A 13,106-nucleotide genomic window follows, 5' to 3' on the forward strand; every position below is an offset into this window, starting at 1 on the left:
CCCCTTCGGAAGATGGGAAAGTGGTTATAGATTATGAAAACAAAGAAACTTCCGAAACTCCTCTACGCAGACAGCAAGGGGAATATCTTCGATCACCCCTATCTGACCATGGCGGGGATGAGTGGCAATGAGCCGCTACTGCCGGAGTCGGTCGAGCTGATTCCGCTGCCGGACGACAGCCGCCTCTTCACCATCCCCAATACTCCCCCGATCGCCTGGGACGCGCGGGACCGCCGCTTCGTGACGGTCAGCCGCGTGAATGAGGGGCGGCGCAGCATCCCGGTCCAGGCGGTCTCGGCCTTCATGGCTCCGGGATACATGAGGACGCTCCTTCCTGCCTGCGACTACAGCAAGAAAAAGGTCCACCTTCCCCTTTGGTCCTACACCGCGGTGGGGTGGGACGAGGAGCGCGAGCGCTTCGTGGTCGCGGCGACCCGCGTCGACGACAACGAGAACTGGCTTCCCCGAAACTACGATGACCGTAAGCTCGACCCGCTGGTCCGGAAGATGCTCGCGCACTTCCCGAAAAACAGGCTGATCGAACAGCTGTCCCGTTGCGCCGTCGATTACCACTGCTTCGCGGCCAAGAACCTCTTCTTCCGTAGATGGGAGGCGCCGATCCCCACCTCGCCGGTCTGCAACTCCCGCTGCCTCGGCTGCATAAGCCTCCAGCCCTCGGACTGCTGTCCGTCCAACCATGAGCGGATACCCTTCGTGCCTACGCCGGAGGAGATCGTCGAGCTGATGCTGCCGCATCTCGACGAGGCGCCGGATCCGATCGTGTCCTACGGTCAGGGATGCGAAGGGGACCCTATCATGCAGGCCGATACCGTGGCCGAGGCTACCCGCAGGCTGAAGGCGGCGACTTCCCGCGGAACGGTGAACTTCAACTCCAATGGATCGATGCCGGAGCGGGTGCGGATGCTCTGTGACGCCGGGATGGACTCCATGCGCTTCTCGATGAATTCGGTGCAGGAGGAATTCTACAACCGCTACTATCGCCCGAACGGGTACAAGTTCTCCGACGTGGTCGAGTCGGTAAAGAGTGCCAAGCAGAAGGGACTCTTCACCATGATCAATTACCTGGTCTCGCCAGGGGTGACGGACAGTCCCTCAGAGGTGGAGGCGCTGCTGCGCTTTATCGAGGAGACCGGGGTGGACATGCTGCAGATGAGGAATCTGTCGATCGATCCAGCCTTCTATAACGAGAGGATGGGCGTGCAGGGGAGGGGGATAGGAATGTACCGTCTGCTGGAGGAGGTCAAGAAGGCTTTCCCGCGGATACAGTACGGCTACTTCAACCGGACCCGCGAGCGCTTCTACCCGGAAGGGTACGAGAAGGGCTGGCCGATAAAGGCGTGAAAGGTGAATGGTGAATGGTGAATGGTGAATGGTGAATGGTGAATGGTGAATGGTGAATGGTCGGAAAATCTTGAAGCCGTCAAGGTTGAAAGGTGAACGGCTATAACCTGTGAAGGGTGGAAGGCGAAAGGTGAATGGGGAGTCTGATTTTGACGTCACCATTCACCTTTCACTATTCACCATTCACAGGTTCTCACCTCAACAGCGGCTCCAGCTTGTTGATGTCGAATCCGGGGACGATCCTGCCGTAGATCATGAAGGTCGGGGTCGACTTGATCTTGTTGGCATTCACAATCTCCAGGTGCTCCTTCTGTAGCCGGATACCTTCCGGGGTTATCGGCCCCGCTTTCTTGTTGTCATATTTCCCCGCCACCACCTCAAGATAGGCCCTCTCCTTGTCCTTGGCGGACAGGATGAACTGTACCTTTTCCTTCGAGCCCGGATGGCTCTTCAGCGGAAGGAAGAAGATGTAGCGGGTCACTTGCGGCTTCCCCTGGAAATATGCCTCGGCTTTCCGGCAGAAGGGACAGTCCGGATCGGTGAACTCGATCACCATGGTCTTCCCGGAGCCGACCTTCACGGCCTTCGCCAGATTCAGACTCTCCTCCGCCGGTGCCATCAGCGGCAAGACCAGCATGAGGGCCAGTAAAAACGAAGCCAGAAGAAGAGGCTTTAGCTGCCTGAAATCTATCTTATTCATAGGAGTACCTTATGCCGAAGCCGATAAATTCGCCGGTGTAGTCTCCATGCTGCTCCTCAACCTCGTCGACCTGCGCAAGGTCGGGGCCCCTGCGGCACCACTTCACCATCGACCGCACCGCTGACTCCTCCCCCTCGAAGCACGCCTTAACCGAACCATCAGGAAGGTTCATCACCCAACCGGAAACACCGTACTTCTCCGCCGTCCGCGCGGTGTGATGCCGGAAGGCGACCCCCTGAACGCGTCCCCGCACGATGACGGTGGTCCTGATGTTGTTCACTTCGCCCCCAGTTCCTTCGATTTCGCCACACAGTCGTCGACTGCGTTCATGACGGCGGCCCGGAAGCCGTCACGTTCGAGGGAGTGCATGGCTGCTATGGTCGTCCCCCCGGGGGAGGCGACATTGCTCTTCAGCACTGCCGGATGCTCGTGAGTCTCGAGGAGGAGCTTGGCCGTGCCGTAGACGGTCTGGGCGGCGAGGGTGGTGGCCACGTCGCGGGTTAGGCCATGCTTGACCCCTGCGTCGCTCAAGGCCTCGATGAAGGTCAGGACGTAGGCCGGGCCGCTTCCGGAGACGCCGGTTACCGCGTCCATCAGTTTTTCGTCGACCACGCAGGTGGTGCCGACCAGGTCGAAGATCCTGCGGGCGATGGCGATGTCATCGTCGGTGGCAAAGGAGCCCCGGCAGATAGCGGTGGCGCCTTCCAGAACGAGGGCTGGGGTATTGGGCATCACCCTGACCACTCGGGGGCTTCCGCCCAAGATGGCCTCGATTGCCGAGCACTTGACTCCGGCCATGATGGAAATGAAGAGCTTGTCCTGCGCATGGGCTCCGCACATCTCGGTCAGAGCAACTTTGGAAACCTGCGGCTTCACGGCCAGGATCACGATGTCGCTCATGGTGCAAAGAGTACCGTTCTCTCCGATGGCGTGGATGTCGTACCTCTCCGAAAGGGCGGCCCTCCGCTGCTCGGACGGTTCCGACACCGCCAGGTTCCGCGCCGGAACCCCTCCTGCCAGAAGCCCTTTGATGATGGCCTCAGCCATGTTCCCGCCACCGATGAATCCGGTTCTCTTATCCTTTTGCATCCGCCTTGCCTCCGTCGCATTATTGTATCAGAAGAATAAGTGATAGGTATTAAAATCGGGGGTAAATGTCAACTTTAATTGGCTGTGCGCTATAAGAAGAGGGATTACTGGATCAGCTTCGGCTCTGAGCCAGTGCATTTAAGCCAGGAAGAGAACGGCATTTTTGTAAGAGAGAGGGTCCCATTCGGGTAGGAGCTTCGACTCCATTGAAATGGTTCCCGCAGGGATGCCGCTCCGACAACAATGCTTCCTCCTATTTCTTCGACGGTGCCCCCATCGAAGCCGCCTCGCGTCACGTCCCCCCCTTGTCAAAGGGGGTGGCTGAGGGGATTTGCTTCTGGTACCGGAGTGCTGATGGCACCATCCCGCCCTGCCCCCCTCCCGCAAGAGGAGAGGGCTCGAAGCCGTCTCGCGTCACGTCCCCCCCTTGTCAAAGGGGGGACAGGGGGGATTTGCCTTTGAGTGTCGGGCTGCTGGTGGCACCTTCCCCACCCCCTACCCCCCGCAAGGGGAGGGAGATCAACGGCCGCAACCGCGAAAAATGACATTCCGCCCGCTCCAAAGCTCCCCGCCTCCCCGCTTGCCCGGCATCCTTTTCCCGCTACACTAATGAAAGGAGGTGCTCCGTGTTCAAAGGCATTACCGGCAACGTGCTCATCCTGGGATTGGTAAGCTTCTTTACCGATGTCTCGAGCGAGATGATCTATCCGCTGCTCCCGGTCTTCCTGACCACGGTGCTGGGCGCCGGCCCCGCCTTTCTCGGTATCATCGAGGGGGTGGCCGAATCGACGGCTTCACTGTTAAAGCTGGTCTCCGGCATACTCTCCGACCGCGTCCAGGCCCGCAAGAGGCTGGTCCTCTACGGCTATGGTATCTCTGCGCTGATGCGCCCGCTGATCGGATCAGCCACCTCTGCCCTGGGCGTCCTGGTGATACGCTGCGGCGACCGGGTGGGGAAGGGGATACGCACCTCCCCGCGCGACGCCCTCATTGCCGACTCCGTTGACCCTGCCCTCCGCGGCAAGGCCTACGGGTTTCACCGCTCCATGGACCATGCCGGGGCCCTGGTGGGGCCTCTGATCGCCACCTTTCTCCTCGCCTATTTCGTCAAGGACCAGCGCACCGTCTTCTGGCTGGCAGGCATCCCGGGGCTCATCGCGGTATTGCTGATCATCTTCAACGTGAAGGACGTGGAGAGGAAGTCCCCACCGCAGAAGCAGGTGCGGCTCTCCTTCCTTCCCGCCGGGCCCCTGAGAAGATACCTCCTTGTCCTCTTTCTCTTCACCCTGGGCAACTCCTCCGACACCTTTCTCCTGCTGAAGGCCGGCACCCTCGGGGTTCCCGCCTACCGCATTCCGCTTGTCTGGGCATTTTTCCACCTGGTCAAGATGAGCACCAGCATGCCCTTCGGCGCCCTTTCGGACCGGGTAGGGAGGAGGTCGGTCATCACGGCCGGCTGGTGTGTCTATGCCCTTTCCTACCTGGGCTATGCCTATGCCTCCAATGAACTCCACATCTGGCTCCTCTTTGCCTTCTACGGCTTCTTCTACGGACTTACCGAAGGGGTCGAAAAGGCCTTCCTGGCCGATCTCTCCGACCCGTCCCTGCGCGGGGCAGCCTTTGGCTGGTATAACTTCGCCGTCGGCTCCGGTGCCTTGCCCGCGAGCCTGCTGTTCGGGCTGATCTGGCAGCGCTACGGAGGGGTCGCGCCTTTCCTCTTTGGTGCCGGCCTTGCTGCCGTGTCAGCCCTCCTCCTGCTGTTGCTGGTGAAACCGGCGCCAAGCCACCAACCCTAGACCCGAAAGGTGCCCTTCACATTCCTGGGCCTCTAGCCTGCGCCCGTATGGTCCCTGCTGCCCCCTCCCGCTGACCAACAAGATTAGTGTGAGCATCAGGAGATTTTTTTTGCTACACTGTCGCCCATGAAAGGGCCCCTCCCCGCACTGCTGCTCGTTGTCCTGTCCGCCGCCCCGGTTCTTGGCGCCGGGCTCGGCACGCCCAACCTTTCGCCACCACTATCCTCCTCCCGCTTCTTCGATCCCGACCGGCTCTTAACCAACGGCGGCGTCAAATATTCCACCTCCGGGGACCTCACCGTCGAACCGGAATGGGGACTCGGCTACCGCTCCACGGAGCGGGAGTTCGGCGGCGGCTTCGAGGAGGCGACCCACCGCGTGCATGCCCAGGCCGGCTGGCGGCTCTCCCTGCCCGAGACCTTCTATCTGTCGGCGGCCGCGAAGCTCCCGGTCCTTACCGTCGGGAGCACCGCCAACTACACCGGCCAAGACCTCTCGACCCGGCATGACTACGACTTCGTCCGTACCTTTCGGACCGCCCCGACCTGGACCGGCGAGGTCGGCGTCCATCTCACCTCCCGCACCGATTTCACCCTTTATTTCGACCAGAGCCCCGGCGCTGGGTCCTTCTACGGCCAGACACCCCAGGAGGAGCGGGTCGGGACCAGGCTGATACTGAGGTTTAGGTGAGGCTAAGGGCTAAAGGTGAATGGTGAATGGTGAATGGTGAATGGTGGGCAACTCTGGCCCCGCTCGGGTCTCTGCTGGCGAATTGGGTGGGACGAGGTCTGCGTCCGGGCCGACTGATCGCGGCTTAGGTCTGAAGGCGGGGCGCGGATCGCCAAGAACGGAGACGACATGACTTATCTGCTTTCCATCGACCAGGGAACGACCAGCAGCAGGAGCACGCTCTTCAACCTCAAAGGGGAGGTGGTGGCCACGGCGGCCAGGGGTTTTCAGCAGTACTACCCGCAGCCGGGGTGGGTGGAGCACGACCCGGAGGAAATCTGGGAAAGCCAGCTGGCCACGCTGCAGGAGGTGCTTCAAAAAGCCTCGGTCCCCTTCTTCGAGATTGCCGGTGTCGGGATCACCAACCAGCGGGAGACCACCCTGGTCTGGGAACGGGCGACGGGGAGGCCGCTGCACAGGGCGATCGTATGGCAGGACCGGCGGACGGCGGAACTGACCGACTCCCTGAAGGCGGAGGGGCTCGAAGCGCTGATCCGGGAACGGACGGGTCTGCTGCTCGATCCTTACTTCTCCGCCACCAAGCTTGCCTGGCTCCTCGCCCATGTGGACGGATTGCGTGAGCGGGCCCAACGGGGGGAGGTCTGCTTCGGCACCGTCGACTCCTGGCTTATCTTCCGACTGACCGAGGGGCGCTCCCACGTGACCGACCTCTCCAACGCCAGCCGGACATCGCTTTTCAACATCCGGACCTTGCAGTGGGACCAGGACCTGCTGCGTCTCTTCGGGATCCCTCCCGCCGTCCTCCCCGAGGTGCAGGTCAACGCCTCTCACTTCGGCCGGACCTCGACCGGGATCGTCGGCGGCGAGATCGCCATCACCGGGGTGGCCGGTGACCAGCAGGCAGCACTTTTCGGGCAGGGGTGCCTCAGCGCCGGAATGGCCAAGGCCACCTTCGGAACCGGAGCCTTCGTGATGATGAACTGCGGCGAGAGATGTGCCACCTCGGAAGGCGTGCTGGCCACCATAGCGTGGCAGCTACCGGGGGAACCGGTGCAGTACGCGCTGGAGGGTTCCATTTTCATCGCTGGGGCGGCCATCGAGTGGCTGAAGGAAGGGTTGGGTCTGGTCGGCGATGTGTCGGAGGTAGAGGCGCTGGCGTCGAGCGTCGAGGATGCCGGAGGGGTTTACTTCGTGCCCGCTCTCTCCGGGCTCGGAACCCCGTACTGGGACCCTCATGCCCGCGGGGTCATTGCCGGGCTCACCCGGGGAAGCACCCGGGCCCACCTGGCCAGGGCCGCACTGGAGGCCATCGCTTTCCAGACGGTCGACGCCATCAGGGCCATGGAAGAGGGAGGGGGCGTGGCGTTGAGCGAACTGCGGGTCGATGGAGGGGCGGCGAGAAACAACCTCCTGCTGCAGATGCAGGCCGATCTCCTTGGGGCGCCGGTGCTGAGGCCGCGTTTTACCGAGAGTACCTCGCTGGGGGCGGCTTTTCTGGCCGGGATAGGGGCCGGGGTGATTGATCAGGGTGAGGTCGCGCGTTGTTGGGCGCTGGAGAGGCGTTTCGATCCGCTGATGTCTGGTGAGCGGCGGGAGGAACTCTGCCGGGGATGGCAGAAGAGCGTGCGCCTTGCCCTTGGCTGGGATAAGCCTTGACGAGGAATTGTAACTACCGATAGTTCTAGTCTTGGCCCTTAGCTTTAGCCCTTAGCCCGTTGTATCCAACATCTCCCTCACCTTGGAGAGGAGCTGGTTGGGCAGGAGCGGTTTCATGATCAACTCCACCCCGGAGCCGATCAGGCCGTTACGGTCCACGATGTCCGCGGTGTAGCCGCTGGTGAAAAGGGCCCTGATCCCCGGCTTGAGAGCGCAGATCTCCTCGTAGGCCTCCTTCCCGTTCTTGTTGGGCATCACCACGTCCAGGACCAGCAGTTCGATCGCCTCCCGGTTTTCCCGGAATCGCTCCACAGCTTCCCTCCCGTCCCGCGCCTCGATGACCTTGTACCCGGAGGTGGTAAGTACGCTCTTCACCAGCGCCCTGACCCCTGCGTCGTCCTCGGCCAGCAGCACCGTCTCGCTCCCGCCGCGAACCTCCTGCTGTGCGGCGGCCGGCCTTTCCTCTGCCGACTTGATGATCGGGAGGTAGATGTTGAAGGTGGTACCCTTGCCGGGCTCGCTGTAGACGTTTATGTAGCCGTTATGCTGCTTGACGATGCCGTAGACGATGGAGAGGCCGAGCCCGGTTCCCTGTCCCACGGCCTTGGTGGTGAAAAAGGGCTCGAAGATCTTCTCCCTGGTCTCCACGTCCATCCCGTCGCCGGTGTCCGACACGGAGATGACCGCGAAGGTGCCGGGCTTCCCATAGCCATGCAGCCTGACGAAGTCCTCGTCTATCTCGATCTTGTGGGTACCGAGGATCAGGCAGCCCTTGCAGGACATGGCGTCGCGGGCGTTGGCGGCGAGATTCATCAGCACCTGCTCGAGCTGGCTGCCGTCGGCCATCACTACCAGCTTCTCCTGGCAAAGAGCCGTGACCAGATCGACGTCTTCCCCGATCAGCCTGGCCAGGAACTTCTCGGTCTTCTGCACCCTGGCGTTCAACTCCAACGGCACCGGGTTGATCTGCTGCTTTCGGCTGTAGGCGAGGAGGCTGTTGGTGAGGCTCAGGGCCCGATCCGAGGCGGTCATGATCTGGTCCAGGTTGTGCCTGAGGGGGCTCCCCTGCTCCAACCGGACGGCGGTCAGGTTGCAAAAGCCCATGATCACCGTGAGGATATTGTTGAAGTCGTGGGCCACCCCGCCGGCGAGAGTGCCGAGCGCCTCCATCTTCTGGGCATGACGGAGCTGGTGCTCCAGGTTCCTCTGCTCGGTGACGTCGGTGTAGCAGATCACCCGGCCGACGATCTGGTCGTCCACCACCTGGGGAGCGGAGTACCTTTCGAAAAATCTTCCGTCCTTGAAGTTCAGCAGGTCGCGGCTCTCCTGGGCCGTGTCGACGTACTGCCCCTCCGTGAGCTGCAGGAAGCCCTGAGGATCCTTCAACTGTTCCAGCACGAAGGCCCGTATCACCTTCTCGTTGCCCGCCTGCAGCAGCTCTCTGGGAATCCGCCAGATCTCGCCGAACTTTCTGTTGGATATGACGACCTTCCCGTCGAGGTCGCGGACCATGATGCCGTCCCCGGTTGATTCCAGGGTGGCGCTCAGCAGGGAGAGCGTCTGCTTCAGCGTCTCGTCGTCTCTTTTGCGTGCCGTAATGTCCCGGATGATGGCCAGCCACATCCAGCGGCCGGCGATGCGGGCCTCGCTGATGGAGAGTTCCACGGGGAAACGGGAGCCGTCCTTGCGGGTGGCGCTCACCTCGCGGAGGGCACTGGCCTCGCCGCAGAGATCCTTCCCCGCTGCCTCCCTGTCCCGGCAAAGCTCCTTCAAAACCTCCCCCAGGATGGTTGTGGCCTTGGCTCCCACGATCTCACCGGATTCGTATCCGAACATGCCCTCGGCGGCGCTGTTGAAGGAGGAAATGCGGAGCTCCCGGTCGAGCACCACCACCCCGTCGACCACGTGGGCCATGATATTTTCGGTCAGCGATTTCTGGACGGCGGCGATGTCCTGGAAGGGCTTGAAGATGTACCGGTACAGGACCGGCGCGAAGAGGGCGGTCAGCACGGTGGCATCGAGGAGATTCTCGACGAAGGGGTTAGGTAACGGCAGGACGGCCGGCAGGAGATACATGAGCATCAGCTCGATGCAGAAGAGCGCCAGGAGCAGAATGCATACGGTCCTGGCCGCGGAGGGGAACTTCATCTCCGATATGCTCGATTGTGTCACCGGGGCGCCTTTGAAACGGGAGTTTGCTGCTGGTCTATCCTTAATACACTATCGGCGGGAGGGGCTGCAACTTTAATGAATAATGCCGGCCTGAACGACCAACGGAGGGGCGGGGAGGGGCGCCTGAGTGGATGGGGCACAAGAAAAAAGCCCCGGCGGTGCCGGGGCTTTTCGGGGCCTAGAAGTTGGCCAACTGGGTCGAGCTGAAGTTGTGGCAGTCGTTGCAGGCGGGGCCGCTCAGGAATACGCCCTGGAGCTGGGCGCCGTGGCAGTCGACGTTCCTGCAGGCGGAGGCGCCATGCTGCAGCACATACCCTCCGTGGATGGTGATCTGGTCCCTCCATTCCGGCGGATGAATCGAGGAGGGGCCGCCCATGTGGCAGCTGCTGCAGGAAGGTCCGCTTTGGGCAACCCCCTGGAGGTTGGTTCCGTGGCAGAAGGCATTGGCGCAGGCAGCTGTTCCATGCTCCCTCGCGTACGGCGCGTGCAGCGCATAGGTGAAGTCGCCGTTGATGTCCCATTCCAGGGGGTGGACGCTGGTGGGGCCCCCGAGGTGGCAGCGGTTGCAGGAAACCTTGGAGATGCCGCCGTTGAGATCTGCACCGTGGCAGGGGGAGCAGGTGTCGAGACGCTGCTGCGCCGCCTCCATGTGCCGTAAGGGGAGCCAGTCCCCTGGGTGGCTCCCGGTGTCGGGGTCGTAGTCGGACTTCGGGTTGTTATCCCCGCAACCGGAGAGGACCAGCACGCCAAGGAACGTCAGCATCGCAAGAGCAAGAGCCAAATATGTTTTTGTTAGCGATGGCATATTTTGCACCTCTCGTTGTTTTGTCTTCCGTGGCATTTCAGGCAGGAGGCGGGATCGATTCTCCCGTCGATCCTGTGCTGGCCTAGGTAGTCACCGCGGTGCGGCAGCGCCAGCTCCGGTCTTTCCTTGTGCTTGTCGCTGGGCTTGATCTCCTCCTTGTGGGCGTGGCACTCGACGCAGTAGGAGTCCTCGTGGCAGGCGGCACAGGCGGCCTTGTTCTGGTACGAGTAGTACTTGTGCTTGAGGTAGAAGTCCTCGGCCTGATGGTTCAAGGAGGTCCACTGGTCGGTGTGGCAGTCGGAGCATCTGGGAAGCCCCTTCACCTCCTCGGGGTGCACCCGGGCAATGCTGTTGGTGTTGGCGCAGGCGTACAGGCAGGACAACATCAGGCCAGCCATCAGTATCAGTACTTTATTTTTCACTTTGCCCTCCCTTGCGAGCCAAAGGCATAGACCACCTTGATCAGCCCTGTCAGATCATTGTCCATATCAATAGTCTTGGCATAGTTGATGTCGGCGGCCACCCTCACGTTGTTCGGGAAGTCGTATCCGGCTGCGGCAGCCAAGGCCCAGGTGTTGCTGACCCGGTTGATGCTGGCATCGTAGTCGACGTCGAAGAAGTCGAGGGTCATGTCTGCCCGCCCTATCTTCTTGGAGGCGTAGGCATGGTACTCGTTGTACTTGAGTCTGTCGCCCCGGCCGTCCATCCTGTGGATGGTGAACCCGGCGGTGAGGTTGTCGGGGAGCAGGTAGCTGACCCCGCCGCCGAAGTAGTTGGCATCCCCGGCGATTTCGTAGTCGTAGTGCTTGTAGTCAGCCGAGACGCTGAGGTTCTTGATCGGGGTGATCCCGATGCTGCCGCCCAGTCCCAGCAACTCCTCGTCGGGGGTGAGGATGCCGTTGGTCAGCGAGAGGGCGCTGGTTGTGACGTGGTTGAAGTAGTGGCGGTAGTCGACCTGCTGCAGCGAGAAGCTGAGCCTCAGCAGGTCCATGGGATTCACCGAGAGCGTGTAGTAGTGCTCCATCCAGCCGTTGGTGAGCGAGTCGTAGCTGGAGCGCCCGGCGATGTCGACCATCGTCAGAGGGTGCAGCCAGAGGTCGATCCCTTCCTCCTCGCGCAGGTTGGAGTCCCCCTCGTTGTTCTTCAGGTAGCTAAGCCCCAGGGAGTAGTACTTGGGCCATGAATGGGCGATCCTGCCGCCGTACATCAGGTTGCCCCCCTCGAAGTTCGGCTCGGTGGCGGCCGGTACCCCGATGTAGGCCGACCCCGTGAATCCCGCCACGAAATCGCTGCGCACGAAGATGCCGTCCAGTTTTTCGGCGGCCACCCCCTCGGTGATGAACTGGCGGCCGAGGCTGAACTGGGAGTTGCTTTTGTTCCCCTGGTAGCTCATAAAGCCGTACTGGAGGTCACCGTTGTTGTTCTGCTTGGTGGTGTCGTCCGCCAGGTCGCCGCGCCCCCAGCCTCCCAGGTGGAAGGACATGGTGCCGTTGGTCATTCCCTGGGCTCCGGAGAGGTGCAGGTACTCGTAGAGCGGGATGAGGAGCCGCTCGTTTTGGGTCTCCCTGACCCGGAGGATGGTGGTGGAGTCTCCCGAGATGGTGGCCGCGTCGGCCGCCACGGAGGCCAAGAGCAGCAGCGAGCAGGAAAGGAACATCCCGCCGGCCGCCTTGAGCCTGCCGTGAAGGGCGCTTGCTGGCTTCTTCTGGTCATGGATTTTCAAGAGCTTTCCTCCTTTCTAAAATGTCACAATATTTGCCCCTTTCCTCAGCGTTTCCATGTACTGGTTGTATGTGTTCAGCAGCCTCAGATCTTGCAGCCTGTTGGTCACCAGGGCCGCTACCGTCTCGTACCCCTGGTCCGGCGTCCTGCGCTTTTCGATCAGCTTGACGAGCTGGAATCCGGTGCGGTGCGTGCCGAGCAGGCCGCTCACCTCGCCAGGTTTCAGCCCGTAGATCTGGTCCAGGAAGTCGACCGGGATCTGCTGCCACTTCAAAAAGCCCAGGTCCCACGGCTCCTTCCCGTTACTGGCCGCCACCTTGATCACCGGGCGGGCAACCGAGGCGAAGTCTGCCCCTTTCTTGAGTTTCTTCAAAGCCTCTTCGGCCTCGGCCTTGGTCGCGAACTTCACCAGCATTAGATGGAGCTCGGTTGCGATCTGGTCTGCATTTTTGTCGTAGTAGGCTTTGGCCTCCTCGGGCCGGACCTCGACCTTGGAGGCGATTTCCAGGTTGAAGACGCGGCGCGCCATCTCAAGCCTCTTGGCGCCGGCAGGGTCGCTGCTGAAGGAGGCCAGTTTGTTCCGGAACGAGGGGTCCTGGTCCAGCCCGAGCCTAAGCCCCTGCTGGTAGAGGAGCTCCTGGTTGATGATGTCGTTGATGTTCTTGGGGCCACCCGGGGCCTGCTGCTGCAGGCCGTGCGGCGAGGATGGCTCGTACTTCACGTCGGCCTCGGTGAGGGGGACTCCGTTCACCTTGGCGAGTATCTTGGAACCCGGTTTCTGGTTGCAGGCGGTGAGGGTGAAACTCACTGCCACTAAGAGCAGGGCGAGGCAAAGATTTAAGACACGCATCCTGGATCCTTTCTCTATAAGAGTTCATTGAATGGAAGTGCCGGCGGGCACGGGGCCCGCCGGCATGATGGCAGCAGGTGATTACAGGGTGTCGAGCCTTTGCTGCGTTACGTTCATCACGTTGAAGACGAAGCTCGGGTTATGGACCGCCTTACTCTGGTCACCGGCCACCTCCACCTCTCCGCCGGAGACGTTGAGGATCGGGGTGCCGTTGTCGTAGCCCGTGCTGGTGCTGGTCATGCGGGTGACGAAGTACTTCGGAGC

General features: G+C 61.6%; 13 protein-coding genes. 4 read left to right on the top strand and 9 right to left on the bottom strand.

The genetic code is table 11. The features are described 5' to 3' along the window. The first annotated feature begins 33 nt into the window (after positions 1 to 33). Entirely contained in the window at positions 34 to 1,362 is a 1,329-nt protein-coding gene (locus AC11W3_RS17525) for a radical SAM family protein (RefSeq protein WP_484090018.1), read from the top strand. A gap of 193 nt (positions 1,363 to 1,555) precedes the next feature. Here the strand turns inward: AC11W3_RS17525 and AC11W3_RS17530 are convergent, their stop codons facing one another. From AC11W3_RS17530 to proC, 3 genes are read right to left on the bottom strand one after another with little or no spacing between them, the layout of a single operon-like run. After that, the gene (locus AC11W3_RS17530; protein WP_484090019.1) at positions 1,556 to 2,062 is read right to left on the bottom strand and encodes a thioredoxin fold domain-containing protein; all 507 of its coding nucleotides are present in this window, start codon (positions 2,060 to 2,062) and stop codon (positions 1,556 to 1,558) included. Continuing rightward, positions 2,055 to 2,342, bottom strand: a complete 288-nt coding sequence (locus AC11W3_RS17535; protein ID WP_484090020.1) for an acylphosphatase — start codon at positions 2,340 to 2,342, stop codon at positions 2,055 to 2,057. Before AC11W3_RS17535 ends, AC11W3_RS17530 begins: the two co-directional genes overlap by 8 nt. Next, positions 2,339 to 3,151, bottom strand: a complete 813-nt coding sequence (proC, locus tag AC11W3_RS17540) for a pyrroline-5-carboxylate reductase (RefSeq protein WP_484090021.1) — start codon at positions 3,149 to 3,151, stop codon at positions 2,339 to 2,341. Before proC ends, AC11W3_RS17535 begins: the two co-directional genes overlap by 4 nt. Positions 3,152 to 3,777: 626 nt before the next feature. Between proC and AC11W3_RS17545 the strand changes: the two genes are divergently transcribed. The 3 genes from AC11W3_RS17545 to glpK all read left to right on the top strand — a co-directional run bounded on the left by AC11W3_RS17545 (position 3,778) and on the right by glpK (position 7,293). Continuing rightward, positions 3,778 to 4,947, top strand: coding sequence for an MFS transporter (locus tag AC11W3_RS17545; protein WP_484090022.1), 1,170 nt, complete (start codon positions 3,778 to 3,780; stop codon positions 4,945 to 4,947). 126 nt (positions 4,948 to 5,073) lie between these two features. After that, positions 5,074 to 5,637: a hypothetical protein gene (locus AC11W3_RS17550; RefSeq protein ID WP_484090023.1), complete on the top strand. Its 564-nt coding sequence runs from the start codon at positions 5,074 to 5,076 to the stop codon at positions 5,635 to 5,637. 168 nt (positions 5,638 to 5,805) lie between these two features. Next, positions 5,806 to 7,293 carry a glycerol kinase GlpK gene (glpK, locus tag AC11W3_RS17555; RefSeq protein WP_484090024.1) on the top strand — a complete coding sequence of 496 codons (1,488 nt, stop codon included), beginning with the start codon at positions 5,806 to 5,808 and terminating at the stop codon, positions 7,291 to 7,293. 51 nt (positions 7,294 to 7,344) lie between these two features. Here the strand turns inward: glpK and AC11W3_RS17560 are convergent, their stop codons facing one another. The 6 genes from AC11W3_RS17560 to AC11W3_RS17585 all read right to left on the bottom strand — a co-directional run. After that, positions 7,345 to 9,465: a hybrid sensor histidine kinase/response regulator gene (locus AC11W3_RS17560; RefSeq protein ID WP_484093456.1), complete on the bottom strand. Its 2,121-nt coding sequence runs from the start codon at positions 9,463 to 9,465 to the stop codon at positions 7,345 to 7,347. 178 nt (positions 9,466 to 9,643) lie between these two features. Continuing rightward, positions 9,644 to 10,270: a hypothetical protein gene (locus tag AC11W3_RS17565; RefSeq protein ID WP_484093457.1), complete on the bottom strand. Its 627-nt coding sequence runs from the start codon at positions 10,268 to 10,270 to the stop codon at positions 9,644 to 9,646. Next, a complete protein-coding gene (locus tag AC11W3_RS17570; RefSeq protein WP_484088847.1) occupies positions 10,258 to 10,692 on the bottom strand; it encodes a cytochrome C in 435 nt (144 codons plus the stop codon). Before AC11W3_RS17570 ends, AC11W3_RS17565 begins: the two co-directional genes overlap by 13 nt. Beyond that, the gene (locus AC11W3_RS17575) at positions 10,689 to 11,993 is read right to left on the bottom strand and encodes a hypothetical protein (RefSeq protein WP_484088846.1); all 1,305 of its coding nucleotides are present in this window, start codon (positions 11,991 to 11,993) and stop codon (positions 10,689 to 10,691) included. The genes AC11W3_RS17570 and AC11W3_RS17575 overlap by 4 nt, the downstream gene beginning before the upstream one ends. A gap of 15 nt (positions 11,994 to 12,008) precedes the next feature. Continuing rightward, positions 12,009 to 12,842 (bottom strand): peptidyl-prolyl cis-trans isomerase, encoded by an 834-nt coding sequence (locus AC11W3_RS17580; protein ID WP_484088845.1) that lies wholly within the window; start codon positions 12,840 to 12,842, stop codon positions 12,009 to 12,011. An 81-nt stretch (positions 12,843 to 12,923) separates the two neighbouring features. Continuing rightward, positions 12,924 to 13,106: hypothetical protein (locus AC11W3_RS17585; RefSeq protein WP_484093458.1), on the bottom strand; the 183-nt coding region annotated here is incomplete at its 5' end.

The organism is Geomonas sp. (assembly GCF_056994735.1).

Bases quoted from the DNA above. Each gene is read 5' to 3' on its own strand.
- proC (WP_484090021.1), bottom strand. From the start codon at position 3,151: ATGCAAAAGGATAAGAGAACCGGATTCATCGGTGGCGGGAACATGGCT.
- AC11W3_RS17580 (WP_484088845.1), bottom strand. From the start codon at position 12,842: ATGCGTGTCTTAAATCTTTGCCTCGCCCTGCTCTTAGTGGCAGTGAGT.
- AC11W3_RS17530 (WP_484090019.1), bottom strand. From the start codon at position 2,062: ATGAATAAGATAGATTTCAGGCAGCTAAAGCCTCTTCTTCTGGCTTCG.
- glpK (WP_484090024.1), top strand. From the start codon at position 5,806: ATGACTTATCTGCTTTCCATCGACCAGGGAACGACCAGCAGCAGGAGC.
- AC11W3_RS17565 (WP_484093457.1), bottom strand. From the start codon at position 10,270: ATGCCATCGCTAACAAAAACATATTTGGCTCTTGCTCTTGCGATGCTG.
- AC11W3_RS17525 (WP_484090018.1), top strand. From the start codon at position 34: ATGAAAACAAAGAAACTTCCGAAACTCCTCTACGCAGACAGCAAGGGG.
- AC11W3_RS17550 (WP_484090023.1), top strand. From the start codon at position 5,074: ATGAAAGGGCCCCTCCCCGCACTGCTGCTCGTTGTCCTGTCCGCCGCC.